General features: G+C 66.1%; 25 protein-coding genes and 1 other RNA gene. 19 read left to right on the forward strand and 7 right to left on the reverse strand.

Annotated features, from left to right (window positions below; all coding sequences use genetic code 11):
• Positions 1-9 precede the first annotated feature (9 nt).
• The gene (locus LDB29_RS02570; RefSeq protein ID WP_165363390.1) at positions 10-168 is read left to right on the forward strand and encodes a hypothetical protein; all 159 of its coding nucleotides are present in this window, start codon (positions 10-12) and stop codon (positions 166-168) included.
• An 84-nt stretch (positions 169-252) separates the two neighbouring features.
• On the opposite strand, the gene glp is transcribed toward LDB29_RS02570, so the two are convergent.
• The 6 genes from glp to LDB29_RS02600 form a co-directional block, all read right to left on the reverse strand.
• On the reverse strand, positions 253-1,434 hold the full coding sequence (gene glp, locus LDB29_RS02575; protein WP_193666742.1) for a gephyrin-like molybdotransferase Glp: 1,182 nt from the start codon (positions 1,432-1,434) through the stop codon (positions 253-255).
• Entirely contained in the window at positions 1,431-1,916 is a 486-nt protein-coding gene (gene moaC, locus LDB29_RS02580) for a cyclic pyranopterin monophosphate synthase MoaC (RefSeq protein ID WP_025549266.1), read from the reverse strand. The genes glp and moaC overlap by 4 nt, the downstream gene beginning before the upstream one ends.
• On the reverse strand, positions 1,913-2,704 hold the full coding sequence (gene trpC / locus LDB29_RS02585) for an indole-3-glycerol phosphate synthase TrpC (RefSeq protein ID WP_025549265.1): 792 nt from the start codon (positions 2,702-2,704) through the stop codon (positions 1,913-1,915). The genes moaC and trpC overlap by 4 nt, the downstream gene beginning before the upstream one ends.
• A complete protein-coding gene (trpD, locus tag LDB29_RS02590; RefSeq protein WP_025549264.1) occupies positions 2,701-3,693 on the reverse strand; it encodes an anthranilate phosphoribosyltransferase in 993 nt (330 codons plus the stop codon). Before trpD ends, trpC begins: the two co-directional genes overlap by 4 nt.
• A gap of 370 nt (positions 3,694-4,063) precedes the next feature.
• Complete coding sequence (locus LDB29_RS02595) at positions 4,064-4,654, reverse strand: aminodeoxychorismate/anthranilate synthase component II (protein WP_025551081.1); 591 nt, start codon at positions 4,652-4,654, stop codon at positions 4,064-4,066.
• Between the two features lie 160 nt (positions 4,655-4,814).
• Positions 4,815-5,567, reverse strand: coding sequence for an NRDE family protein (locus LDB29_RS02600; protein ID WP_025551083.1), 753 nt, complete (start codon positions 5,565-5,567; stop codon positions 4,815-4,817).
• 24 nt (positions 5,568-5,591) lie between these two features.
• Between LDB29_RS02600 and ssrA the strand changes: the two genes are divergently transcribed.
• The 5 genes from ssrA to LDB29_RS02625 all read left to right on the forward strand — a co-directional run bounded on the left by ssrA (position 5,592) and on the right by LDB29_RS02625 (position 12,972).
• Positions 5,592-5,936: a transfer-messenger RNA gene (gene ssrA / locus LDB29_RS02605) on the forward strand.
• 345 nt (positions 5,937-6,281) lie between these two features.
• Positions 6,282-6,608 carry a tetratricopeptide repeat protein gene (locus LDB29_RS02610; RefSeq protein WP_306303107.1) on the forward strand — a complete coding sequence of 109 codons (327 nt, stop codon included), beginning with the start codon at positions 6,282-6,284 and terminating at the stop codon, positions 6,606-6,608.
• Positions 6,609-6,995: 387 nt separating this feature from the next.
• Positions 6,996-8,579 carry a hypothetical protein gene (locus LDB29_RS02615; protein WP_193666743.1) on the forward strand — a complete coding sequence of 528 codons (1,584 nt, stop codon included), beginning with the start codon at positions 6,996-6,998 and terminating at the stop codon, positions 8,577-8,579.
• A 93-nt stretch (positions 8,580-8,672) separates the two neighbouring features.
• Positions 8,673-11,354, forward strand: coding sequence for a TonB-dependent receptor domain-containing protein (locus LDB29_RS02620; RefSeq protein ID WP_025551086.1), 2,682 nt, complete (start codon positions 8,673-8,675; stop codon positions 11,352-11,354).
• A gap of 169 nt (positions 11,355-11,523) precedes the next feature.
• Positions 11,524-12,972 carry a CYTH and CHAD domain-containing protein gene (locus LDB29_RS02625; RefSeq protein ID WP_025551088.1) on the forward strand — a complete coding sequence of 483 codons (1,449 nt, stop codon included), beginning with the start codon at positions 11,524-11,526 and terminating at the stop codon, positions 12,970-12,972.
• A 107-nt stretch (positions 12,973-13,079) separates the two neighbouring features.
• Here the strand turns inward: LDB29_RS02625 and LDB29_RS02630 are convergent, their stop codons facing one another.
• On the reverse strand, positions 13,080-13,727 hold the full coding sequence (locus LDB29_RS02630) for a 2OG-Fe(II) oxygenase (protein ID WP_171009974.1): 648 nt from the start codon (positions 13,725-13,727) through the stop codon (positions 13,080-13,082).
• Between the two features lie 171 nt (positions 13,728-13,898).
• Here LDB29_RS02630 and LDB29_RS02635 point away from each other — a divergent pair, with 171 nt between their 5' ends.
• From LDB29_RS02635 to LDB29_RS02695, 13 genes are all read left to right on the forward strand, one after another.
• Positions 13,899-14,729, forward strand: coding sequence for a type II secretion system protein N (locus tag LDB29_RS02635; protein WP_193666744.1), 831 nt, complete (start codon positions 13,899-13,901; stop codon positions 14,727-14,729).
• A complete protein-coding gene (gspD, locus tag LDB29_RS02640; RefSeq protein WP_025551091.1) occupies positions 14,726-16,912 on the forward strand; it encodes a type II secretion system secretin GspD in 2,187 nt (728 codons plus the stop codon). Before LDB29_RS02635 ends, gspD begins: the two co-directional genes overlap by 4 nt.
• Positions 16,913-17,023: 111 nt before the next feature.
• Positions 17,024-18,568, forward strand: a complete 1,545-nt coding sequence (gene gspE / locus LDB29_RS02645) for a type II secretion system ATPase GspE (protein ID WP_272481264.1) — start codon at positions 17,024-17,026, stop codon at positions 18,566-18,568.
• Positions 18,561-19,778: a type II secretion system inner membrane protein GspF gene (gene gspF / locus LDB29_RS02650; RefSeq protein ID WP_025551095.1), complete on the forward strand. Its 1,218-nt coding sequence runs from the start codon at positions 18,561-18,563 to the stop codon at positions 19,776-19,778. Before gspE ends, gspF begins: the two co-directional genes overlap by 8 nt.
• Before the next feature lie 93 nt (positions 19,779-19,871).
• Positions 19,872-20,450: a type II secretion system major pseudopilin GspG gene (gene gspG / locus LDB29_RS02655; RefSeq protein WP_373886298.1), complete on the forward strand. Its 579-nt coding sequence runs from the start codon at positions 19,872-19,874 to the stop codon at positions 20,448-20,450.
• Positions 20,451-20,541: 91 nt separating this feature from the next.
• The gene (locus tag LDB29_RS02660; protein WP_037484497.1) at positions 20,542-20,991 is read left to right on the forward strand and encodes a GspH/FimT family pseudopilin; all 450 of its coding nucleotides are present in this window, start codon (positions 20,542-20,544) and stop codon (positions 20,989-20,991) included.
• Between the two features lie 10 nt (positions 20,992-21,001).
• Positions 21,002-21,385 (forward strand): type II secretion system minor pseudopilin GspI, encoded by a 384-nt coding sequence (gene gspI, locus LDB29_RS02665; RefSeq protein ID WP_083199098.1) that lies wholly within the window; start codon positions 21,002-21,004, stop codon positions 21,383-21,385.
• A 68-nt stretch (positions 21,386-21,453) separates the two neighbouring features.
• Entirely contained in the window at positions 21,454-22,119 is a 666-nt protein-coding gene (gene gspJ / locus LDB29_RS02670) for a type II secretion system minor pseudopilin GspJ (protein ID WP_193666805.1), read from the forward strand.
• Positions 22,112-23,101: a type II secretion system minor pseudopilin GspK gene (gene gspK / locus LDB29_RS02675; RefSeq protein WP_025550188.1), complete on the forward strand. Its 990-nt coding sequence runs from the start codon at positions 22,112-22,114 to the stop codon at positions 23,099-23,101. Before gspJ ends, gspK begins: the two co-directional genes overlap by 8 nt.
• The gene (gene gspL, locus LDB29_RS02680; RefSeq protein ID WP_193666745.1) at positions 23,098-24,210 is read left to right on the forward strand and encodes a type II secretion system protein GspL; all 1,113 of its coding nucleotides are present in this window, start codon (positions 23,098-23,100) and stop codon (positions 24,208-24,210) included. The genes gspK and gspL overlap by 4 nt, the downstream gene beginning before the upstream one ends.
• Complete coding sequence (gspM, locus tag LDB29_RS02685; protein WP_025550187.1) at positions 24,207-24,692, forward strand: type II secretion system protein GspM; 486 nt, start codon at positions 24,207-24,209, stop codon at positions 24,690-24,692. The genes gspL and gspM overlap by 4 nt, the downstream gene beginning before the upstream one ends.
• Positions 24,689-25,411, forward strand: coding sequence for a type II secretion system protein N (gene gspN / locus LDB29_RS02690; protein WP_025550186.1), 723 nt, complete (start codon positions 24,689-24,691; stop codon positions 25,409-25,411). The genes gspM and gspN overlap by 4 nt, the downstream gene beginning before the upstream one ends.
• Positions 25,408-26,169, forward strand: a complete 762-nt coding sequence (locus LDB29_RS02695) for an A24 family peptidase (RefSeq protein WP_257556073.1) — start codon at positions 25,408-25,410, stop codon at positions 26,167-26,169. Before gspN ends, LDB29_RS02695 begins: the two co-directional genes overlap by 4 nt.
• The last annotated feature ends 21 nt before the right edge of the window (positions 26,170-26,190 follow it).

Genomic DNA, 26,190 nt, shown 5'->3' on the forward strand with positions numbered 1-26,190 from the left:
GAGAGAAAGATGGCCAACCAGAACAACCAGGGCGGCGGTCAACGTCGCGACCAGCAGGGCGGCGACCGCTCCAGCCAGGGTGGACGCCAGCAGCAGCAGGAAGACCGGCAGGGCCAGATGGGCGATGAACGCCGTCAGGACAAGTCGCCCGGCAAGCAGCAGCGCTGAAGGAACGGCGGCGGTCCAGCATGGCTGACATCGCCGCCATCCGTCAGGACTGCATTGGAAGGGGTCGCGCGGCGGCCCCTTTCCTTATGCGAGGGGAAGAACCGTGACGGGATCGCCGGCGGCGGCCGGAGCAGAGCCGGCAGGTCGCAGGATGAGGCAGTCGGCCATCGCCATGGCCGCGGTGGCGGCGCTGTCCTGCGATGTCACGGAAACGATGCCCGCTTCCGTGCGGAAGGCGCGAAGGTAATCGTCGCGTTCCCCCGTGGCGGGCAGCGGCGCGGCGAGCGTCGCCGGCGCGGTGCGGGGCAGGGGCGATGCCGCGCCCATCATGTTGCGGACCAGCGGCAACAGGAACAGCGTCGCCGTCACGAAGGCTGATACCGGATTGCCCGGCAGGCCCAGGAAGACGACGGAACCCAATGTCCCCGCCATCAACGGCTTGCCCGGACGCATGCGGATTTTCCAGAAATCGAGCGAGCCCCCGGCCTGGACGAAAGCCGGGCGGACGATGTCGTGATCGCCCACCGATGCGCCGCCGGTCGAAACGATGATGTCCGCCTGGCTGGCGTGGGCAAAGGCCTGGATCATGCCGGGGAGATCGTCCGGCACGATCCCCATATCGATGACATCGCAGGAAAGGCCGGCGAGCAGGGCGGCCAGCATGGGCGCGTTGGAGGAGGGAAGCTGGCCGGGCTGCGTCGGCGCACCGGGGGGCACGAGTTCGTTGCCTGTCGAGAGCAGGGCGACCCGGGCCCGCCGCGATACGGGCAGCGTCCCATGCCCGCCCAACACGGCGAGCGCGATCTGCGCCGCCCCCAATGCGCTGCCGGCCTTCAGCAAAAGGCCGTCCTTGCGGAAGTCGGAACCGGCCGGACGCACATGGCGGCCCTTCGTCAGCGCCTCCTCCAGTCCGCGCAGCATGTCCCCCTCGCGCGCGGCGTTTTCCTGAATCAGGATGCTGTCGGCGCCCTGCGGCAAGGGCGCGCCGGTGAAGATGCGGCAGGCCTGGCGGGGTTCGAGGGGCGGAGGCGGCGGGCCCCCCGCCGCGCTTTCGGCGGCGACCTGCCATGGCCCGGGCCATTCAGCGGCGCGCAGGGCATAGCCGTCCATGGCGGAAAGATCGGCCCAGGGCTGATCACGCAGCGCAACGACATCTTCCTTCAGCCAGCGTCCGGCGCAGGCGGGAATGGGCATATGCTCCGTCGGCAGCGGCCTTGCCAGCGCCATCAGGCGGCTCTGCGCCTCCGCGACCGGAAGCAGGCTCATGACGCCGGCCCGTCCCCAGCCGTCCAGTCGCCGGACTTGCCGCCGCTCTTGGCCAGCAGGCGCACGTCGCTGATGATCATGCCCTTGTCCAGCGCCTTGGCCATGTCATAGACCGTCAGCAACGCGACCGACGCGGCGGTCAGCGCCTCCATTTCCACGCCGGTCTGACCGGCGGTCTTCGCGGTCGCCGTCACGGTCACGCCGCTGCCGTCGAGATCGAGGTCGATGCTGACCGAACTGAGCGGAATCGGGTGGCAGAGCGGGATGAGGTCGGCGGTCCGCTTGGCCGCCATGATGCCCGCCACGCGGGCCACGGCCAGCACATCGCCCTTCTTCACCAATCCCTGCTCGATCGCTGCTGCTGCATCGGGACTCATGCTGATGCGGCCGCTCGCGACAGCCTTGCGCGCGGTCGTCGCCTTGGCGGAAACATCGACCATATGGGCCGACCCCTCCTCGTCCAGATGGGTGAGCTTGCTCATCGCCCCGTCAGCAGCCTGCGCGTGGCGGTTTCGACATCCTCCTGCCTCATCAGGGTTTCCCCCACCAGAAAGCAGCGCACGCCATGGTCCGACATGGCGAGCAGGTCGTCATGGCTGCCGATGCCGCTTTCCGCAACGAAGGTGCATCCTTCCGGAGCCTGTCCGACCAGTTCGTAGGTGCGGGCGAAATCGACCGTGAAGTCGCGCAGGTCGCGATTATTGACGCCGATCAGGCGCGAGCGGAGCTTCATCGCGCGCTCCAGTTCCTGCGCATCATGCACTTCAACCAGCGCATCCATGCCCAGGCCAAGGGCGGCGTCCTCTATTTCCGCCATCTGATTGTCGTCCAGCGCGGCGACGATGATCAGGATCGCGTCGGCGCCGAGCGACCGGCTTTCCAGCACCTGCCAGGGATCGACCATGAAATCCTTGCGCAGCACCGGCAGGGCGCAGGCCGATCGGGCCGCGACCAGATAATCGTCATGCCCCTGGAAATAAGGTTCGTCGGTCAGCACCGACAGGCAGGCCGCGCCACCCGCCGCATAGGCGCGGGCATGGGCGGGCGGATCGAAATCGGGGCGGATCAGGCCCTTGGACGGGCTGGCCTTCTTGATCTCCGCGATCAGGCCGAATCCGGAGCCGGCGGCACCGTCCAGCGCCTTGCGGAAGCCGCGCGGAGGCGTCTGTTCGGCGGCGCGGGCGTGAAGCGAGGAGATGGGCGTGGCGGCCTTGCGCCGGGCGACTTCCTCCCGCTTTACATCGCAGATTTCGATCAGCTTGTTCGTCATTTATAGGCTATCCAGCAATTGAGCAGCGCGTTGGCAAGGCCGCGGTCGATGGTTTCGGCGGCTTCCTCCACGCCTTCGCGGAAATCGGACACGGCGTCGGCTACGACAAGGGCGGCGGCGGCGTTCAGCAACACCGCGTCACGATAAGGCCCCGCTTCGCCTTGCAACAGGGCGCGCAGGGCGGCGGCGTTATAGGCGGGGTCGCCCCCCCTGATCGCCTCGACCGGATGGGTGGACAGGCCGAGTTCGGCAGCGGTCAGGCGGCGCGTCGCAACCAGCCTGCTGCCTTTCACCTCCGCCAGAGCATTGCCGCCGGCCAGCGACAGTTCGTCCAGTCCTTCGTCGCCGGAAACGATCATCGCATGATCGACGCCCAGTTCCGCAAGCGCCTCCGCATAGACGGGGACATAGTCCGGACGCGCTATGCCGACCAGTTGACGGCGCACCCCGGCCGGATTGGCGAGCGGCCCCATCAGGTTGAAGATGGTGCGTTCCCCGATCGCCCTGCGGATGGGGCCAAGCCGTTTGAGCGCGGGATGATAATTCTGCGCAAAAAGGAAACAGATGCCAAGATCGGCCAGCGTCGCTTCGGCTGTCGTGGCGGCGCGGTCCAGGTCCAGGCCGAGCGCTTCCAGCGTATCGGCTGCGCCCGCCTTGGAGGAAGCGGCGCGGTTGCCATGCTTGGCCACGGGCACGCCCGCCGCCGCGACCACCAGCGACACGGCGGTCGAAACGTTGAGGGTATGATGGCCATCGCCGCCCGTGCCGCAGACATCGATCGTGCCCGCCGGCGCCGTGACTGGGATCATCCGGTTACGCATGGCGCGGGCGGCGGCGGCAATTTCCGTTGCCGTCTCGCCACGCCGGGCCATGGCGATGAGAAAGCCCGCGATCTCCTCTTCCGGCAGGTTGCCGTCGAACAGCAGGTCGAAAGCCTTTGCGGCCTGTTGCGCGTCGAGTGGGGTGGCAGGATCGGGCAGGCGGGTCATCGACGCTGCCTTAATCATGGGAAGGCGCCGGAGTCGAGATGGGGAAGCGCGAAAGTCGTTATGGCAGCGCAATATGGTGCGCTAGGCGATGCGGTCGCAGGCGGCGAGATTTGCGGGTTTGCCGCCGCGGTCCCGCCTTCGCGTGATTTGCCGGACTGGCTGATTTGGGTGGATTGCGGACATTCCCCCTCCCGCAGGCGGGAGGGGGCTAGGGGGTGGGTTAGCGCGACATCAGCGGGAATTTGCAACGGCTAAGCTGGAAGCTCGCTGCGCTCGCACCCACCCCTAACCCCTCCCGCCTGCGGGAGGGGAATGTCTTGGATTGGCCATTCCCCCCCAAATTCCGAATTTGGTCTAAGGTGAGGCCGCTTCAGGCCGCCGCGCGTTCGCGAACCGGAATGCCGGCGATCCGCATGAAGTTCGCCAGCATGTCATGACCATGTTCGGTGGCGATGCTTTCCGGGTGGAACTGGACCGAATGGATCGGCAGGTCGCGATGCCGGAAACCCATGACCGAGCCGTCCTCGCTGGTGGCGTTGACGATCAGCGTTTCGGGAATCTCCTCGACGATCAGCGAATGGTAGCGGGTGGCCGTGAAGGGCGAAGGCAGCCCCTGAAACAGGCCCGTGCCGTCATGGGTGACGGGAGAGGTCTTGCCGTGCATCAGGCCGCCGCGCACCACCTTGCCGCCGAAATGCTGGCCGATCGACTGATGGCCCAGGCACACACCCAGCAGCGGCGCACCCGCATCGGCGCAGGCGGCCACGAGATCGAGGCTGACGCCCGCTTCATTGGGCGTGCACGGACCGGGCGACAGCAGAAATGCCTGCGCGCCGGTGGAAAGGGCCTGGCCGGCGGAAATGGCGTCGTTGCGGACAACCTCCACCTGCGCTCCCAATTCCATGAGATAATGGACGAGGTTCCAGGTGAAGCTGTCATAATTGTCGATGACGAGGATCATGCAGCGGCTTTAGCGCGGGATCGAAGCTTGGGGAAGGGCCGCATTTCCGCAGCGGCGGCGATTTGGGTGGGAAGCCGGACAGGGAGTGTCGACCCCAAGCGTATGTGCTTCCGCGAAGGGAGTGGCACGCATCGACTGGCGGTAGCGAATGGATTTCCCTTCATTCGCCCCTCTCGTCCCATTTGAAAGCCAAGCGGGTTTCACCGGTCTGCACGCCGTCCGGGTCGAAGCGGCGCTCCGAAATGACGCCTTGTCCCCGCGCGTCGACTGCGACGATCGTGCTGCATCGCGTGCCATAGACGGGATTGCGGATGAAGATGGGCGAGATCATCGCCTCCGCCGGAATGTCGGAGGGCGCATCGGGGGCAATGCCGGCGTGGGGCAGGCTTTCCGCGCGGAGGGCACCGAACAGCGTCAGAGGATCGTCGGCTCCGGCGACCAGCCAGTCGAGCAAGGCGGATTTGAGGGCGAGCGTCTTCGGCCAAGGCGCATCGAGCGTGCCGTTGGAAAGGCCATAGAGGCCAGGCGTGAGTTCCGTGCGCAGGAGGTGAGGGCGGTTGGTCAGGAACAGCGCTCGGTCCCGGTCGATCAGGATGAGATTGAACGGATTGAAATCCCCCAGCGGAGCCGTCTCGTCGCCGCTCAGAAGGTCTGTCACCAACGCGCCGCGGGACGCGCGATCGGGATCGGGCCCGCCATAGCCGCGCAGGTTGGTGACGATTGCGGCGCGCCCCTGTTCGGAAACGCCCAGCCAGGTTCCGCCGGAAAGCAGGTCCCGGCCTGCGATCAGATGGTCCGGCTGTTCCCAGCGGGCGAGCGGCGCTGCGGGGCGCGCGTGCAGTTCGTCACGATTGCCGATGAGGATCAGCCGCCAGCGGGGGTGCGCGTCCCAAGCCATTGCCATGATGCACATGCGTGTTTTCCTCCAGATCGGGAGCGGCTTGATAAACGGTCCGCGCCTCTCCATATAGGCCGGTGCCGGGTTCGCCCGGCTATGGTGATAAATCGTATCGTGCAATAGGCGCAGCGGACCCGGGGGCGGTACCCGGCGGCTCCACCACATTCCCCGTCGTTCCGGGGCGCGTGACGGGGCCGAACTAGGATCGACGTGTGTTGAAAAGCGATGCCTTCACCCGGCCTGAGTACGCCGTAAAAAGGTTCAAAACTCACAAGTGCCAACGATAACGAGGCTCTTGCTCTTGCTGCGTAATTGATGGCCTCACGGCCGGACATTACTCAAAAAGAACGCGGTTGAACCCACCGGGCAACAGAAGGGAATTCAGCGGCCGCCGGAGGGGCCGGGCAACAGAACCCTCCGGACCTTCCCTCACAATTCCACTTTTTCCAGTCGGCTGGTCGCGGGATCGCTGGCTCCCGCGCGGCTGCTCGCGAATCGATGAAGTCCGGAACGACTTCATTCGATTACACTTTTATGACAGTTAAAAGAAAAAGATATAAGATGTTGAATATAAGTCGATAAAAATCCTTTTCAGCGGATGCTCCTGCCCTTGCTCCCATGTCATCAAAGTGAAATACTTACAGCTATTATAGAAGGTTTTTTTGGAGGTTTTGGATGAGGAAGGCCGCAGCAATTTGTGGGTTGGTTCTGGCGGCGATGGCCCCGGCTGTGGCATCCGCTGCCGATGATACCATCATAGTGGGCGTGTCCGACAAGGGGCTGGCCTCCAAGGCGCTGGCAGCGGGGGACTATCAGGTCGCTGCTCGCCGGCTGGAGGCGCTACGGTCCGATTTCCCCGACGATCCGGCTCGACTCATTAATTTGGGAAATGCCTATGCCGGAATGGGGAAGGCAAAGGCGGCACGCAATGCATATCAGGCGGCGCGCTTCGCTCCTGACGCCGTGCTGGTGACGGCTGATGGGCAGGAAGGATCATCGCGGGAGATCGCTCGCAAGGCGATCGGCCGTCTGCAGACAAGTTACGCCATGCGCTGAACAGGCGCAAAGGCGGACACCCTGGGTGCAGGGAGCGGGGGCGTCGTCCTTTTGGGACGGCGCCCCTTTGTCCTTGCGGCTTGGAAGCTGTTCCGCCTTCATCAGGTGTCTAGATCGCGCTGCGTTCAATCTTACGCAGGCCGCGCGCTGCGGATGGCCCGATCCCATGGCAAGCAAAGCAAAGATCGGGGCGATGTCGCAAAAGTGAAACATGCGTCTTCAAACTGTCATTTGAAAGACCTCGATATGTCATAGAAGCGGCACAACCCTGTCATCTGTCGCGCCTAACTGCCGCCAGCAGGGCGACAGGGGGCGTTGTCCGATTCGAGTTTCTCCCCTGCGCTCCGCAACCTTTATGAAGCCGGCGAGCGCCGGGGCGGAGACTCCATGGTCAAGAATAACCGTTTCAACACCATCCTGATGGCGGGCTGTGCCTGTGCCGCGCTCAGCGCATGCGGTGCCAATGACGTCGCCTCGCCCGGCAGCGGCGGTGACATCACCATCAACTATCCCACCCCCACGCCGACTCCGACACCCACGCCGACCCCGTCGGCGACGGTAACCCCGGCAGGCGGTTGTCCGACCCTTCCGGCTGGCGCCAATCCGCTGGTCGATAGGGGCACCACCGCCACGACACCGACCGGTGTATGGCGCATCTGCGAACTGCCGTCGCGCATCAACCAGTCGATCACCCTGCCGAAGCTCGCCGGCCTGCTCTATTCGCTCCCCGGCCGCGTCGATGTCGGTTGCGACCGCGGACCCAGCGACAGCCAGATTCCCGCCAGCTGCACGCTGCCGTCCGTCACGCTCACCATCGAACCCGGCGTTATCGTCTATGGTGCCACCGGCACGTCCTGGCTCGCGGTCAATCGCGGCAACAAGATCAATGCCGTCGGCACGGCCGACAAGCCGATCATCTTCACCAGCAAGAGCAATATCGACGGCGCAGTGAACGACAATTCCATCGGTCAGTGGGGCGGCGTCGTGCTGATGGGCCGTGCCCGCATCACCGACTGCACCACCGGCTCGGTCGGCGCGGGCACCTGCGAGCGCCAGACCGAAGGCGCGGCGGACCCGGCGATCTATGGCGGTACCCTCGACACCGACAATAGCGGCACGATGAAATATGTGCAGATCCGCTATTCGGGCTATGTGCTGGGCGCCAACACCGAATTGCAGGCGCTGACCACAGAAGGCATCGGCAGCGGCACCACGCTGGAATATATCCAGAGCCACAACAGTTCGGACGACGGCGCCGAATTCTTTGGCGGCACCGTCAAGATGAAGCACTACATCGCCACCGGCGCGGATGACGACAGCCTCGACATCGACACCGGCTTGCAGGGCTTCTTCCAATATGTGCTGATCGTGCAGCGCCCTGGTCAGGGCGACGCGCTGATGGAGGTCGACAGCAACGGCTTTGAAGGCGATACGCCGCGCCAGAAGACCATCGTTGCCAACTTCACCGCGATCCAGGCGCAGTCGAGCGCCAATAACGACGCCAATGACCAGGCCTCGATCCTGTTGCGCGGCAATGCGGACCTGACTCTCGTTAACGGCATCGTCAACTCCCCGAACAACGAGTGCCTTCGCATGAACGGCAGCGGCACCACTCCGGCGACGCTGACAGCCCGTTCGGTCGTGATGGCGTGCAACGCCACCAAATATCTCGGCACGGGCAGCATCACCGCGGCGCAGGTCGCGACAGCCTTCGGTTCGGGTTCGAACGGCAATAACGACGCTTTCACCATCTCGCTGAGCAGCCTGTTCATCAATGGTGCCGGCGAAACGGCTGTGACTCCGTTCGATGCCAAGACGCTGGACGCCTATTTCGACACGACCAGCTATGTCGGGGCGGTCAAGGACGCGAATGACAATTGGTACAAGGGTTGGACCTGCAACTCCGCCACGGCGGCGTTCGACACCACCAGCAACGCCAACCGCGCCTGCACTTCGCTGCCGGTCACCTAAGCGCCCGACGCAGCCATGAACGGGGCGGGCGCGGCTTTCAAACGAGCCGTTTCCCGCCCCGATCTCGCAATTCCAATATTTAGGGGACATTCGATGGCGACGCCGCTCAAGCTTGCGGGCCTGCTGCTCATTTCATCCGCGCTGGTCGCACCGGCTGCAATCGCGCAAACCGCCAGCGCACCGGCCGCCGGTTCTCAGCCGACCGATCCCGCCCCGGTGCCGGGCCAGCCCGCAAAGGAAGCGGATCAGGGTTCCGTGCCCGACATTTCCATTCCCGGCAGCGACATCATCGTCACGGGCCGCCGCGGCGCGAATATCCAGAAGAGCGCGCCCGCCGTCGTGTCGATCCTGTCGTCCGCCGATATTGCCCGGACAGGCGACGGCAACATCGCCGGCGCCCTGGGCCGCGTCACCGGCCTTAGCGTGGTGGGTAGCGGCTATGTCTATGTGCGCGGCCTTGGCGACCGCTATTCGCTGGCGCTCCTGAACGGCTCCCCCCTGCCGAGCCCCGAACCGCTGAAGCGGGTCGTGCCGCTCGACCTGTTCCCGACCAATATCGTCTCGTCCTCACTGGTGCAGAAGAGCTATTCGGCCAATTACCCAGGCGAGTTCGGCGGCGGGGTCATCAATCTCACGACCAGCGTCATCCCGGCAGAAAGCTTCGTCACGGTGAGCGGTGGCATCGGCGCCAATGATGAGACGACCGCGCAAATGGGTTACACCTATTATGGCAGCGGCAGCGACTGGACCGGCTTCGACAACGGTTCGCGCGACATTCCGCCGGCGCTCAAGGCCTTCTTCCGGAGCGGCGAGCGGATCAGCTCGGGCAATGTCGACACCGGCGCGATCGCCGGCCAGCTCGTCAGTTTCGACAATGCACTGGTCCAGCGGGTGCAGGACGTGGCGCCCAACTATAGCGCGACCATCTCCGGCGGGACCTCCTTCGATCTGGGCGGGGCGGTGTTGGGCCTGATCGCGACGGCGGGCTACAGCAACCGTTGGGTGACGCGTGACCAGACGCAACAAAACTCGCTGACGCCTGATCTTGGAACGCTGGAAAATGATTTCCGGCGGGTGACGACCGACAATCGCATCATCGTCAACGGGCTGCTGGGTGTCGGTCTGGAATTCGGGGACAACAAGATCCGCTGGACCAACCTCTATATACGCGACACGCTGAAGCATACGCGGCTGGGCGTCGGCCATCGGCAGGAAACGGCCGTCGACTTCATGCAGCAGGATACCGCCTGGTATGAAAGGCAGTTGATCGACACGCAGGTCGTCGGTGAGTTCAAGTTGACGCCGGAACTGAGCCTGGACGTGCGGGGCGGCTTCGCCAACTCACAACGCGAGGCTCCGGCCGAACTGACCCTGGAATATGTCCGCACCAATTCGGCGTCCGATCCCTTGGGTCAATATTTCGTGAACCGCCTGAACAATGGCAATGGTGGCGACGCGACGATCAGCTATTCCGACCTTAACGAGGATCTGTGGTCGAGCGGCATCGACCTCAGCTATCGGCCGACACCCGAACTGTCGCTGACCGCGGGCTATGCCTTCCTGAACACCAGCCGCACAAGCTCCCGCCGCGACTTCCAGTTCACGGCGCCCAGCACTTTCCCTGAAGGGGTGGCGCTGCTGCGACCGGACCTGTTGCTTCGGCCGAGCGTAATCGACACCTTCGACATCGTCCTCATCGAAACCAATGAGGGCAATCCGGCTTTCCGAGCGCGGCTGCGCAATCATGCGGGCTATGGCAAGTTCAATTGGCAGATCACTCCGCAACTGTCGATCGATGCCGGCGTCCGCTATGAAAAAGCGAAGGAGACGGTGTCGCCGATCCAGGTTTTCAGCACGCCCGGTGCCAGCCTAGCCGCGACCAGTCTGAAGAACGATTATTGGCTGCCGTCGGCTACAGTGACCTGGCAGGTCCGCCCTGATATGCAGTTCCGCGTCAATGCGTCGAAGACCATCGCCCGGCCGCAGTTCCGCGAGTTGATCTATCAATTCTACTTCGATCCGGATACGAACCGCCGTTATCAGGGCAATCCCTACCTTCAGGACAGCCAGCTTTATAATGGAGAGGCGCGTTTCGAATGGTATTTTGCCCGAGACCAGCGCTTCTCGCTGTCGGGTTTTTACAAGCGGATCAAGAATCCGATCGAAACCTTCATCTCGGGAGGCGAGTTCATCACCAGCTTTGCCAATGCGCCCAAGGCGAACCTGTATGGCGGCGAAGTCGAATTGCAGAAATATGTCGATCTGTCGGGCGTCGGCAGCGATGCGTTTTTCGCAACGCGGCGTTTGGTGGCGATCGCCAATTATACCTATACCAAGTCAAAGCTGAAGGTCGGCGCCGATGATCCGGTTGCGGTGTTCGGTTCCTCGTCGGGCAACGCGACCGACTTCTTCCGCGATGGAGCGCCGCTGACGGGCCAGTCAGATCATCTGGTAAACCTGCAGCTTGGGATCGAAGATCAGGAAAGCCTGTCGCAGCAGACGCTGATCCTGTCCTATGCCAGCAAGCGCGTGACCAGCCGTGGTCTGGCTAACCAGAACCAGCCGGATGTCTATGAACGGCCACCGATCAATCTGGACTTCGTCGCACGGCAGGGCGTGCATGTGGCGGGTCGCCAGTTTGACGTGAAGTTCGAGGCCCGTAACATCCTGGATAAGGATTATAGGGAAACGCAATCGAACGGGACCAATATGGTCGTCTATAACGCGTATCGCATCGGGCGGACGTTCAATTTTTCGCTCTCGACGACCTTCTGAAAGCCCGTTGTCGAGGGGATGGGGATGCCGCCTCTCGACCCTCCGCCGGTCTTTGCCTGATCCTCCTCATGTCTCCGCATGGGGAGGATTGCGTTTGCTAACGGGCTGATTGGCGCGACGGGGCTGTTCGTGATAGTTCGAACTCCAGGCAGATGCGCGGAGGCGGCGCATGAAGCGGGAAGTCGAACTGAAGCTGGAACTGGCGCCCGATGCGGCGGATGCTTTCGGGCGACTGGACTGGCTCCCGGCGGACAGCGATGTGGCGACATTGCGGTCCATCTATTTCGACACGGCGCAGCGGGATCTGGCGGGCCGGGGGATCAGCCTGCGTATTCGCCGGTCGAACGGCCAGCGGGTGCAGACGGTCAAGGCCGATGGAGAGGGCGGCGCGGGCCTGTTCGCGCGGGCGGAATGGGAAATGCCGGTTGCGGACGATGCGCCGGTGCTGGATGCCCGGACGCCGATAGCCGAGCTGCTGGGGCAGGGGGTGCATGGCATCCAGCCTGTCTTCCATGCCGAAGTCGAGCGGCGCAGATGGATCGTGCGGCAGGATAATGCCCTGATCGAACTGGTGCTGGACCGGGGGCATGTGAGCGCCGGGGACCGGCAGGCCGCGATCTGCGAAGTCGAACTGGAACTGAAATCCGGCTCACCGGGCGCCCTGTTCCTCCTCGCGCGGCGGATCGACGCCGAAATGCCGGTCCGTCCCGGCGTGCTGACGAAGGCGGAGCGAGGATACCGGCTGCGCGACCGGCTTGCCGCCTTCGTCAAGGCGGAACCGGTGGCGCTCGACCCGTCGATGCGGGCGGAGGAGGCATTGTCGCGGATCGCGGGAAGCTGCCTGCGGCACTATCGGCTGAACGAGGCGCTGCTGCTGGATCATTATGATTCAAGGGCGCTGCACCAGGCACGGGTGGCGATCCGCCGGTTACGCTCGGCCCTTTCGCTGTTCAGGCCCATGCTGGCTCCTGCGGATGTGGAGCGCTTCCAGGGCGAGCTCAAATGGCTGGCGGCTATGCTGGGCGAGGCGCGCAATCTGGATGTGCTGGCCGAACGGGTCGAGACGGAGGAACTGCGCGAGCGATGGGATGCGGTTCGGGGCGAGGTGCATGGCCGCGTGCAGGAATGGCTGCGCTCGGCCCGGGTTCGCATGCTGCTGATCGATCTTGTCGAATGGCTGACCCTGGGCGCGGGGCATGGCGGGGGCAAGGTGCAGGCGATGCGGGACGAGCCGGCGGCGGACTTTGCCGCGCGGCGCTTGCGGCGGCTGCGCAGGCGGATCGCGAAGGAGGGCAGGGGGCTTGCCGGATTGAGCGACGAAGCGCGCCACGAGGTGCGCAAGGATGCCAAGAAACTGCGCTACGCCTCCGAATTCTTCGCCGGGCTGTTCGAGGGCGGGAAGGCGCGGCGGCGGCGGGGCAAATTCATCGCCGCGCTGGAACAGGTGCAGTCGGAACTGGGCGCATTGAATGATCTGGTCGCCGCGCCGGGGTTGCTGGCGCATTATGGGCTGGGGGGAGAGGAAGCCAGGCTGCGCCCGAAGCGGAAACGGAAATTATTGGGCGCCGCGGCCCGCGCCCATGAGGATTTGCTGGAGGCCCCTCGCTTCTGGCGGTGAGGGTATTTGCGGCGATGGATGGAGAGCGGATGGTCTGAGCGCCGCCCTCTCCATGAAGCATGTCGCGCTTGATGGGCTGCCAATGGTCATTCGCGACCCACCCCCGATCACCCCCAGGGCCGTTCGCGATACCATTTGGTGATCACATGCTTGACGCCGCTGCGTACTTTCATGCCGTGGTGGATGCTGGCGGGATTATAGGCCCCCGGACCCAGCCGGTTGTTCCACGCCAGCAGCTTGCCGGTTTCGGGCTGTACCGTCTTGCCGATCTTGACGAAGCGGGTCGCTCCGCCCGCCGCCGGTTCGTTCAGATAGACCATCAGCGTCCATGTGCGGTTCCCGGAAACCGCACAGAAGCGTTCGAAATCGGGGCCCTTGGGTTCGAAATAGTCGGTATGCGCCTTGAATTCCTGACCGACGGAATAGCGCTGTCCCTGAATGGGTTCGCCATGGGCGGGATCGATGCCGGCGAAGGCGGCAAGCTTCGCGTCGATCCTCGCCACAAGCGGGTCGGAAGCGTCCAGGTCGCATGTCTCGCTGGTGCGGAAATATCCGTCGCCATTCGCGTCCGCGATGGTGGAGGGGCGGCGGTGGGCGTCGATCCGTTCGATCAGGCCGGCACATTCCTCCGCCGACAGGAAATGGCGCTGGATGAACAGAACCAGGTCGCGGCTGGGCACGCGCTGGATGCGGGGGTGGGATGCGATCCAGGCAGGATCGGCGTCGGGCGCGGCGGGAGGGAGGCTATCGGCCATCGGCAGGGTCCAGGAAGCGGAAATCCGGCCTTTTGCTATCGCTGGCCGCGCGAAATGCAAGCGCTGTCGCTTCGGCCGTTGCGATTGTCATCAAAGCGTCACAATAGTGTCATCCGGTAGTAAAACCAATTTTCTAGCAGGCGCCGATATCAAGGGGGATGAACGACGCGCATGCGTGTGGCTTTCAGCGAGAATATCCGGAACATGGGCGGACGGTTGCGGCCGATCGACTGGTTGTCGGCGGTCGAGAAGCTGTTGCTGGGCCTGCTGGCGCTGCAATGCGCGGCGCTCGTCTGGACGGTGCTGACGCCCGTCGGCAGTTTCGGCCCCTGGGAAGGGAGGCAGGCCCGCTTCCTTTCCGTCGCGGAACGGCAGGCGCTGTTTTCCAGCTTCGATCCCTTTTATCGCGGCGGTCCGCAACAGGCGGGCGGCGGCGTCGTGACCTCCCTGGCGCTGACCGTTTACGGCATCCGCCTGAACGAAGGGTCCGGACTGGGCTCCGCGATCGTGGCGGGGCCGGATGGGGTGCAGAACAGCTTTGCCGTGGGTGAGGAGATCATGCCCGGCGTGGTGTTGAAGGCGGTCGCCTTCGACCATATCACCATCGACCGCGGCGGGGCGGAGGAGCAGGTGTTTCTCGACCAGTCGCAGCCCGCGCCGACGGCCATGCCGGATGGCGGAACGCCCGCCGGTTCGCCGCCTTCGCCGGTGGCGGGAACGGACAATCCGACCGCCGACATGCTGAAACGCGACGTCGGCTACACCCCCCGGATGCAGAATGGGCGCGTGACCGGCCTCATCCTGACGGCCAAGGGCCCCGGCTTCCAACAGGCCGGCTTCCAGCCCGGCGACATCGTCACCCAGGTCGACGGCCAGCCCATCGGATCGGTGAGCGATCTTCAGGCGCTGCAGGGCAGGATCATGCCCGGCGCGCGCATTTCCCTGTCGGTGGAGCGCGGCGCGGCCATGTCCTCCGTCAACCTGACACTGCAAGGCCAATGACCAGAAAACTGCTTCTTTCCGCCGCCATGGCCCTCGCGCTGGCGGCTCCCATCGCATCGCCGGTCATGGCGCAGCAGACGCTGAACGTGCGCGACGCCGACATCCGCGCCTTCATCCAGGATGCGGCGCGGGTGACCGGGCGGACCTTCATCATCGACAACCGCGTGGCGGGGAAAGTGTCGGTCGTGACCGACCGGCCGCTGTCGCGATCCGAATATTTCGAGATTTTCCTGTCGACGCTGCGGGCGAACGGGCTGGTGGCGGTGCCGGCGCCGGGCGGCGCCTATCGCATCCAGCCGGCGGACGGTGCGGCGGGCCAGCCCAGCGCCGTGGGCCGCGCGGCCAATCGCAACCAGTTCGTGACGGAGGTGTTCCGCCTGCGCTCCATCGACGCGGCGAGCGCGCTGGAAACGCTGCGGCCGCTGGTCAGCAAGGATGGCTCCGTGACGGCGAACCGGGCCGGGAACAGCGTGGTCGTGGCGGACTATGCCGACAATATCGGGCGCATCCGGCAGGTGATCGCGCGGATCGACCGGGATACGGCCTCGACCACCACGGTCGTGCTGAAAAATGCCGGGGCGCGGGAGATCGCGACGTCCCTGCAGGCGCTGGTGACGACGGGCGGGGAAGGGGCGGCGAAGCCCGCAACCATCGTGCCCATCGACAGCAGCAATGCCGTCGCGATCCGGGGCGATGCCGGGACGGTGGCGCGGCTGGCGCAGATGGCGCGCGACCTCGACCGGCAGGCCGCGAGCGGGACCGAGATCCGCGTCTACTGGCTGGAACATGCCGATGCCGAAAAGCTGCTGCCGGTGTTGCAGCAACTGGTGGGGCAGGCGACCGCTTCGTCCGTGACCGCCTCCACCCCTGCGGCGGGAACCGCGCCCTCCGCGGCGCCAGCCGCCGCTTCAACCGCGGTGGCGGGGCCGGGCGGTTCGGGCGGCAACGGGATTTCGTCGCGCGGGCCCGCCATCGTGACCCGCTATGAGGGCGCCAATGCGATCATCGTCGCGGCCAACAGCGACGTGCAGCGGATGCTGGGCGAGACGATCCGCCAGATCGACACAAGGCGCGAACAGGTGCTGGTGGAGGCGATCATCGTCGAGATCAGCGACGCCGCCGCCAAGAAGCTGGGCGTGCAATTCCTGATCGGCAGCACCAAGACGGGTTTTGCCGCGACCAATTATTCCAATGCTTCACCCAATATCTTGACGTTGGCAGGCGCGATCGCCGCCGATCGGCTGGGCGAGACGACGACGACCGTCGTGGCGCCGGACGGCACCCGAACGGAGACGAGGACGCGGGAAAATGGCGACCTTGCCAATACGCTGCAACAGGCGGCGGTCGACAGCCTGATGAACGCGACCGGCGGCTTCGGCGGGGTGGCGACGTCGCTCGGGCGGAACGGGATTTTCGGCGCGATCATCAATGCTGTCAAATCCGATACCGACAGCAACATCCTGTCCACGCCTTCTGTGATGACGCTGGACAATCAGAAGGCGTCGATACTGGTCGGCCAGCAGGTGCCGGTGACCACGGGCGAGGCGCTGAGCCAGAATTTCGACAACCAGTTCCGCACCGTCCAGCGGCAGGATGTCGGCATCAAGCTGGAGGTGAAGCCCCAGATCAACACTGGCGGCGCGATCAAGCTGTTCCTGAAGCAGGAGGTGTCCAGCGTCGCCGGGCCGGTGTCGAACAACAACAGCGACCTCATCATCAACAAGCGCGAGATCGAGACGACCGTGACGGTCGACGATGGCGAGATATTGGCGCTGGGCGGCCTGCTGGACGACAATGAGCGCAAGACGATCGAGCGCATTCCGCTGCTGTCCGACATTCCCGGCATTGGCGAATTGTTCAAGTCGCGCAGCAAGAGCCGGACCAAGACCAACCTCATGGTCTTCATCCGCCCCACCATATTGCGTTCGAAGGAAGATGCGCAGAAGCTGACGCAGCAGCGCTACGGCTATATCCGCGGCATGCAGTTGCAGCGCAACCCGGAACAGGAACCGGGCATTGACGAGCTGGTGCGCGACTATATGGGCGCGACCCCGCCCTCCGCCGCGCCGCAGCCGGGCGACGCCGTGGTGCAGCCGCCCGCCGAGATCATCGAACCGACCGCCCGCCAGTCGAGCGGGGTGGTGCGGCCCGTGGACATCCCGGAAAGCGAGCAACCGAAATGATCGGGAAGCGGGCTTCCTCTCCGTTCGGGCTGAGCTTGTTGAAACCCTTCGCTTTTCTTCCTTTCAGGAAAGGACTGGGCTTCGACAAGCTCAGTCCGAACGGAGGTTAGGGTGCAGGAAGCCGCTTCTGCTTCTGGCGATATCCCCCCGCATATCGCGCCGCGCGCCGTCGACATACCCTATGTCTTCGCGCGAAAGCACGGCGTGGTCATGCTGCCGCCGGATGGAGAGCGGCTGACCATCGCCGTTCGCGAAGGCAGCGATCCGCGCGTCCTGCTGGAGGTGCGGCGGCATCTGGCGCGCAGCTTCGACGTGCGTTTCGTCGATGCCGCGCAGTTCGACCGGCATCTGTCGGATCATTATGCGATGGAGGGCAGCGCCGCCGCCATGGCGGGATCGCTCGATGTCGGGGCGGACGAGCTGGACATCCTCGCCGCCGACATTCCGACCGCCGACGATCTGCTCGACAGCGCCGATGACGCACCCGCCATCCGCCTCATCAACGGCATCATTGCCGAAGCGGCGCGGCAGGGCGTGTCGGACATCCATATCGAACCCTATGAGACCGGGCTGATCGTGCGGATGCGCGTCGACGGCGTGCTGCGGGAGACGCTGCGCATGCCGCCCCATGTCGCGCCGGTCGTCGTCAGCCGCATCAAGGTGATGGCCCGCCTCGACATAGCCGAGCGGCGCGTGCCGCAGGACGGGCGGATCGGGCTGACGCTGGGCGGGAAACTGCTCGACGTGCGCGTTTCCACCCTGCCGAGCCGGGCGGGAGAGCGGGTGGTGCTGCGCATTCTCGACAAGGAGAATGCGGGCATGAACCTCGACCTGCTGGGCATGGCCGGGGCGGCGGACCGGATTTTCCGGGAGGGGTTGCAGGAACCCAATGGCATCATCCTCGTCACCGGGCCGACGGGGTCGGGCAAGACGACGACGCTCTATGCGGGCCTCAGGCAGCTCAACGACGGCACGCGCAACATCCTGACGGTCGAGGACCCGGTCGAATATGCGATCGAGGGCGTCGGCCAGACGCAGGTGAATGCGAAGGTGGGCCTGACCTTCGCGGCCGGCCTGCGCGCCATCCTGCGTCAGGACCCCGATGTGGTGATGGTGGGCGAAATCCGTGACCGGGAGACTGCCGAAATCGCCGTGCAGGCGTCCCTGACGGGGCATCTGGTGCTGTCCACCGTCCACACCAATGACGCGGTGGGTGCGATCACGCGGATGCGCGACATGCGGGTGGAACCGTTCCTGCTCGCCTCCACCCTGCGCGCCGTGATCGCGCAGCGGCTGGTGCGGCGGCTCTGCCAGCATTGCCGGGAGCCGGTGCAGGCGGACAAGTCGGCCAGCGCCCTGCTGGGCTTCGATCCGGGCACGATCATCTATCGGGCGCGGGGATGCGAGTCATGCAACGGCACCGGCTACAAGGGCCGCATCGGCGTGTTCGAGGCGATCCGGGTGGACGATACGATCCGGCGGCTGATCAATGACGGCGGCGATGAATCGCTGATCGCGCGCCATGCTTTCCTGAACGCGCCCAATCTGGGTTCGGCGGCGCGTGCGCTGGTGCGCGACGGCCAGACGACGGCGGAAGAAGCGATCCGCGTGTCGCGGCGCGACGCGGGCGAGGTGGAAACCATCACCGATGGCTGAGTTCGACTATATCGCCATCGACCCCGCCGGGCGTGAGCGCAAGGGCGCGATCAAGGCTGAAACGGTCGAGGATGCGCGGGCGAAGCTGGACTCGCGCAAGCTGTTCATCGTGCGGATCGAGCCGGGCGCGGTGGAAAAGGCGCGCAGGCGGGCAGGGTTGTCGTTCGGCGCGCCGCGCCTTTCGGCCAAGGAACTGACGCTGTTCACCCGGCAGTTGTCGACGCTGATCCAGGTCAGTCCGCTGGAGGAATCGCTCCGCACCATCGGGCGGCAGAGCGAGCAGGCGCATGTGCAGGCGATTGTCGGCAAGGTGCATTCGGGCGTGCTGGAGGGGCGGCGGCTGGCCGACGCCCTGGGCGCCGAGCCGAGGAGCTTTCCGCCGCTCTACCGCGCGATGATTTCAGCGGGCGAGAGTTCCGGCAGCCTGCCCACGATCATGGAGCGCCTGTCCGACCTCATGGAGCGGCAGGCGGTGATCCGGTCGAAAGTGCTGACCGCCATCGCCTATCCTTCCGTGCTTGCCGCCTTTGCGGTGTGCGTGGTCGCGGCGCTGATGATCTTCGTCGTGCCCAAGGTGGTGGAGCAGTTCGATACGGTGGGCCAGCAACTGCCGCTGCTCACCCGCATGGTGATGGGTATTTCCGCCTTTCTGGCGGGCTATTGGTGGCTTCTGGCGATCCTGCTGGGGGTGGCTGGCTTCGGCTTCTGGCGGGCGCTGAAGGTCGAAAGCTTCCGCTATCGCTTCGATGCGATGCTGCTGCGCCTGCCATTGCTGGGGCGGCTGATCCGCGACCTGCATGCGGCGCGGATGGCGCGCACCCTGTCGACCATGGTGGCGAGCCGCCTGCCGCTGATGGAGGGCTTGTCGCTTACCGCCCAGACGGTGCACAACCGGGTGCTGCGGCAGGCTTCGGAGGAGATCGTGGAGGCCATTCGCGGCGGCGGCAGCCTGTCGGCAGCGCTGCGGCGGGCGGGCGTGTTTCCGCCTTTGCTCGTCTATCTGGCGGCCAGCGGGGAGAGCGCGGGGCGGCTGGACACCATGCTGGAGAGGGCGGCGGACTATCTGGAGCGGGAATTCGACAGCTTCACCTCTGCCGCGCTCGCCATGCTGGAGCCGGTCATCATCATCGCCATGGGCGGCATCGTCGCCGTCATCATCCTGTCCATCCTGCTGCCCATCCTGCAATTGCAGAGCCTTACCGGGGCCTGAGGAGTGTTTATGCGCAAGATCCTTTCTTTCCGTCATTCCCGTGAAGGCGGGAATCCATCGCCTGAACGTTCCCCCTGGCGTTTCTTGTGGGAGATGGATTGGCTGCGCCGAACTGGCGTTTCCCGCCTTTGCGGGAATGACGTCAGGAGAGGGGAAGGAGAGAACGGCTTCGGGTCTCCGAGCCGCTCCGCCGAACACGGCTTCAGGTCTTTGAGACGTTCCGCCGAACACGGCTTCACGCCCGTGAGGCGTTCCGCCGAACACGGCTTCACGCTGGTCGAACTGATGGTCGTGATCGTCATCATCGGCCTGCTTGCCACCATCGTGGCGATCAACGTCATCCCGGCGACGGATACCGCGCGGGTGGAGAAGGCGAAGGCCGACATCGCCACCATCGAACAGGCGCTGGAACAATATCGGCTCGACAATCTGGCCTATCCGTCCGCGACCGATGGGTTGCAGGCGCTGATCAACCCGCCGGCCGCGCTCGCCCAGCCGCAGCGTTACCGGCGCGGGGGGTATATCAAGAAGCTGCCGAACGATCCCTGGGGCCGGCCGTACCACTATGCGGTGCCGGGGCGGAAGGGCGCGTTCGACATCAGTTCGCTGGGAGCGGACGGGCAGCCGGGTGGCGACAATGAAAATGCCGACATCTATTCCAGCGAGCTTTGATCGCCGGCGGCAAGGCTCCGGATCTTTGAGGCGTTCTGCCGAACACGGCTTCAGGTCTTTTAGACGTTCCGCCGAACACGGCTTCGAGTCTATGATACGTTCCGCCGAACACGGCTTCACGTTGATCGAGCTGATGGTCGTGCTGACGATCATCGGCTTCATTTCGGCCGCAGTGGTGTTGGCGATCCCCGACCCTCGCGGCCGGGTGATCGAGGATGCCGACCGCTTCGCCGCTCGCCTTGCCGCGGCGCGCGACGAAGCGGTCGTTACCGCGCGGCCCATGGGGGTATGGGTATCGGCCTCGGGCTATGGCTTCCAACGCCGCGATGGCGGGCAATGGGTGGGGCTGGAGGACAAGCCCTTCGCCACCGCCAACTGGAAGGCCGGGACGCGGGCGCTGGTCGGGAAGGACGGACGGCAGCAGATCGGCTTCGACGGCACGGGACTTCCGACCGATCCCATGACGGTAATCCTTGCCCGCGAGGGAGAGCGGGTCTCGATTTCGGTCGATATGGCCGGAAAGGTCGTTGTCGGTGGGTAGGACGCGCCGCATGCGGTCACGCTGCCGCAAGGCGCGTGGGGAGGAGCAAGGCTTCACCCTGCTCGAAATGCTCGTCGCGCTCGCGGTCTTCAGCCTGGCCGCCCTGGCGCTCGTCCGCCTGCAAGGGGTGACTCTGCACACCGCCGCCGACCTCGACAGCAAGGCGATGGGTCAGATCGTCGCGCGCAACCTGATGGTGGAGGTGCAGACCGATCCCGCGCCGCCTTCGCTCGGCAGTGAAGAAGGCGATGTCGACAATGGCGGGCGGCGCTGGCACTGGACACGGCAGGTCAAGGCGACCGATGACAAGCGTCTGCTGCAAGTCGATCTTGCCGTCGACGGTCAGGCGGGCTCCTCCCCCGTGGTGCTGAGCTTCGTGCGGGTGGTGCAATGAGGCAGGCAGGTTCCACCGGACACGGCTTCGGGTCTCTGAGACGTTCCGCCGAACACGGCTTCGGGTCTCTGAGACGTTCCGCCGAACACGGCTTCAGGTCTTCTAGACGTTCCGCCGAACACGGCTTCACGCTGATCGAACTGCTCGTCGCCCTGATGATCTTCGCCATGCTGGCGGCGGCGGGGGTGCTGCTGCTGGGCAATAGCGTATCGGCAGAGGCGCAGATCAAGCTGCGGCTGGACGACATGGCGGCGGTGCAGCGGGCGAGCGGGGCGCTGGCGGCCGATCTGGGGCAGGCGGTGCCGCGCATCAGCCGCACGGAGGCAGGCACGCTGGCGCCCGCCTTCTGGTCGCATCGCGAGGGGGAGAGCCAGCCCATCCTCCAGTTCGTGCGCGGCGGCTGGGACAATCTGGGCGATCTGCCGCGGCCGTCGCTGCAGAAGGTCGAATATTGGGTGCGGCAGGGGCGGCTGGAACGGCGCACCTATGCGCAGGTCGACGGCGCGGCGGGCGACGAGCCGGCCGCGTTGCTCACCAGGGTCGGCGACGTCGCGTTGCGCTTCCGCGACTCCAGCGGCGACTGGCGCGACGAATGGGTGCCCACCCAGCCCGACCTGATGCCCCGTGCCGTGGAGATGACGGTGACGCGAACCGGCGAGCCGCCGGTGACGCTGCGTTTCCTGGTGGGGCCGGGTCCGGCGGAAAAGCAGGAAGGGGTGCCAGCCAATGGTTGACCCCCGCAAGCCGGGAGAGCGCGGCGCGGCGCTGTTGACCGTGCTGCTGCTGGTGGCGGTGATGGCGGTGGTCGCCTCCACCGCGTTGGAGCGGCTGGCGCTGGCCACGCGGATGACCGGCAATGGCGGCGCGGTCGATCAGGCGCGCGCCTTTGCCGATGCCGGCACGGAGATCGCCCGGATGCGCATAGGCGATCTGGTTGCGGCCAATCCGGGCAAGACGACGCTGGCCGGCAACTGGATGGGAACGCCGCAGGCCATATCCGTGCCGGGCGGGGTCGCCACGGCGCGGGTGACGGACGGGGGCAATTGCTTCAACCTCAACAGCGTGGTCGCGGGCGAGACCGAGGCTGATCTGAAGGTGCGCCCGGTGGGCGTATCGCAGTTCCAGGCGCTGTTGCAGGCGCTGGGCGTCGATGCGCGGCAGGCGCAGGTGGCGGCGGCGTCGCTGGCGGACTGGATCGACACGGACGGCGTGCCGCAGCCCGGCGGCGCGGAGGACGAGACCTATGCGCGGGCGCCGCGGCCTTATCGCACGGCCAACCGTTTCATGGTCGATCCCAGCGAATTGCGGGCGGTCAACGGGGTAACGCCGGCCATTTACGGGCTGGTGCGGCCATGGGTCTGCGCCCTGCCGACCGCCGATCTGTCGCCCATCAACATCAATACGCTGCTGCCCGATCAGGCGCCGCTTTTCGCCATGCTGATGCAGGGGCAGCTGAGTGTCGCGCAGGCGCGGCAATTGCTGGCGCAGCGGCCGGTGGATGGCTACGGCAGTACGGTGGAATTCTGGCGCGCCCCGTCGCTGGCGGGGCTCAGCCCGCTGGAAGAGGCGGCACAGCAGGTCAGGTTGACGACGGGATTTTTCGGAGTGGAAGTGTCGGTGGATGTCGGGGGAACGCAGGTGGTCGAACGGGCGCTGATCGATGCGCGGCAAAGCCCGGCCAAGCTGATACGCCGCAATTGGGGGACCGGCGCGTGAGCGAGGGATTGATCGTCGCCCTGCCGGAACGGCCGGGCGCGGAGCCGCTGTGGATGCGGGTGGCGAACGGTGCCGTGGTGCAGAAAGGGGCGGGGACGAACTGGCTCGTGGCTTGCGGCCTCACGGCGCTGCCCGGGGATATGACGGTGATGCTGGTGCCGCCGGCGGCGCTGGTGACGCTGCACCGGGGCGCCTATCCCGATCTGCCTGCCCGGCAGGGGAGGGCGGCGGCACGGCTGGCGGCCATGGCGGGCGGGATCGTGCCCGCGGACCAGCTTTTCGCCGCAGCCGACGACAATGACGATCCGGCGCGGCCGCATTGCGTCGCCGTGGCTGCGAGGGCCGACATGCAGCACTGGCTGCTCTGGGCGCAGCATCATGGGCTTGATCCGGACATCATCGTGCCTGCCCCGCTGCTGCTGCCCGAACCGCAGGAGGGGTTCGAGCGCGCTGTGGTCGGCGGCGAAGCGGTGCTGCGCGGGAGCGACCTGGCGCTGGCGGGCGACCTGGCCCTGCCGGAACTGATCGGCGATGCCGCCGTGCGCGACGTTCCCGCGGACCAGATCGAAGCGCGGGCGATTGCCGCGCTGGACCGGCCGCCGCTCGACTTGCGGCAGGGCGACTTCGCCAAGCGGGTGCGGCGGTCCTTCGATAAACCGACGATGGCGCGCATCGCGGTCTGGAGCGGGCTGATCCTGCTGGTCAGCCTGTCCATCGCGCTGGTCGGCCTTGCCAAGCAGCATTTCGCGGCGAGCGCGCTGGACGCGGAAAGCCTGGCCCTGGCGCGGCAGGTGGTGCCGGGGGCGACCGACGTCCTCCAGGCGGAGGCGGAGATGGACCGTCAACTCGCTGCGCGCGGGGCGGGCGGCTATGCCTTCACCGCGCCGGTTTCGGGCCTGTTGAGCGCGATGCAGGATGTGCCCGGCGTGTCGCTGACGGCTTTGTCGCGCGATCCGGACGGGATGATCCGCGCCACGCTGGCGGCGGCGAAGGGGGATGACATCAACAGCGTGCTGCTGGCCTTGCAGGCGGCGGGCTTCGCCATCACGGCGACGCCTTCGCAGGACCCCGGCGGGCGGATGCTCGCGGACATAACGGTGCGGTCATGATGGAACGGTTGCAGGCATTATGGGGCGAACGGAGTCCCCGCGAACAGTGGATGCTGGGCGTGATGTTCGCGCTGCTGGCGGTGGTGATCCTGTGGCTGGGCGTGGTGCGGCCGCTCGACGCTGCACAGCGTTCGGCCCGCGACGGGTTGCGGGAGGCGACCGATCGCAATGCCGCCATCCGCGCCAAGGTGAAGCTGCTGAAGTCGCTGCCGCGCACGGCGGCGACAGTCGACTCGGGCGTGCCGTTGGACCAGTTCATCGGCCAGAGCGCCGGCGAGGCGGGGCTGACGCTGGAACGCGCGCAGGCGCAGGGCGCCGACCGGGTCGACATGGCCATTGCCTCGGTGCGGCCGGTTGCGCTGTTATCATGGCTCTCCGTCCTGGAGGCAGAGGGCATCCGGATCGAAACGATGAGCGCGCGGCCGGCGGCGACGGCGGGCAGCGTCGCGGTGCAGGCGGTGCTGGTGCGGGGCGGGCAATGATGGGGCTCAGCCTTTCGCGGCGGGTGCGCATCGCGCTCATCGCTGTGTTCGCATTGGGATTCCTCATCTTCCTGCCGATGCGCGTCGCGCTCGGCATGGCGGGTCTGGAGCGGCTGGGCGTGGCGGCGCGGGAGGTGCGCGGCACGGTGTGGAGCGGCGGGATCGACCGGCTGATGCTGGGCACGGTGTCGCTGGGGTCGGTCCATGCGGGCCTGTCGCCCGTGTCGCTGCTGGTCGGACGGGCGCGGTTCGACGTCTGGCGGCGCAATGGCGCAGCGGACGATCTGAGCGGCGCGCTGACGGTCGGCTTTGGACGCATGGGGATCGACGATGTGACGGGCGCGGTGCCGCTGGGCCGGACCTTCGCGCCGCTGCCGGTAAGCAGCTTCGTCATGGACGATGTGTCGGCCTGGTTCTCCGGCGACCGCTGCGGCCATGCCGAGGGACGGGTCCGTGCGCAGATGGCGGGGCAGTTTCCGGGACTGAACCTGTCGCAGGGCCTTTCGGGCGTGGCCAGTTGCGACGGCGAAGCGCTGCTGTTGCCGCTGGTCAGCCAGTCGGGGCTGGAAAAGGTCAATCTGCGCATCTGGCGATCGGGCCGCTATCAGGCGGAAATGCGGGTGGAAACCGCCGACGCGACGCTGGGCGAGGCGTTGGCCAAGGCGGGCTTTGCCGATGCCGGGGGCGCGCGGGTGCTGAAGATCGAAGGGACGCTGTGATTGAGGTCTTCCCCGCCCTGCTGGGCGCGACAGCCGGAGCCATAGCCGGGAGTTTCCTTGCCACGATCGTCCTGCGCTGGCCGCAGGGGCGCAGCGTGCTGCGCGGCCGGTCGGCCTGTGACGGCTGCGGGCGGATTCTCAGCGTCTTCGATCTCGTGCCGATGGCAAGCGCGCTGGCGCACCGAGGGCGGTGCCGGACCTGCGGCGCGCCCATCGATCCGCTGCATGGGCGGGTGGAGGCGGGATGCGCGATCATCGGCGCGCTCGCCCTGGGCTTTTCGCCCGATCCGGGCGGGGCGGGATGGGCTCTGCTGGGCTGGCTGCTCCTGACGCTGGCGGTGCTCGACCGGCGGCATTTCTGGCTGCCCGACGCGTTGACCCTGCCATTGGCGTTCCTGGGCTTCACCCTTGGTCCCTGGACGACCGACGCGACGCTGGCGGATCGGGCGATCGGCGCGCTGGCCGGCTATCTGACGCTGCTGCTGGTCGCGCTCGGCTATCGGCGCTTCCGGAGGCGCGACGGGCTGGGGCTGGGCGATGCCAAGCTGCTGGGTGCGCTCGGCGCCTGGTTCGGCTGGCAGGCCTTGCCCTTCATCCTGCTGCTGGCGGCGAGCGTGGGGCTGCTGGCGGTCCTCGCGGCCATGGCGACAGGCGGGAGGGTGGACGGCACGACGCGCGTGCCGCTGGGGACTTTCCTCGCCCTGGCCGCGGTGCCGGGATGGTGGCTTGCAACCGTCCTTGCCAGTGCAGGTGGATGACCCGGCCAGAGAAATTTCACG

This window comes from Sphingobium sp. CFD-2 (assembly GCF_024611135.1).
Taxonomy (GTDB): Bacteria; Pseudomonadota; Alphaproteobacteria; order Sphingomonadales; family Sphingomonadaceae; genus Sphingobium; species Sphingobium fuliginis.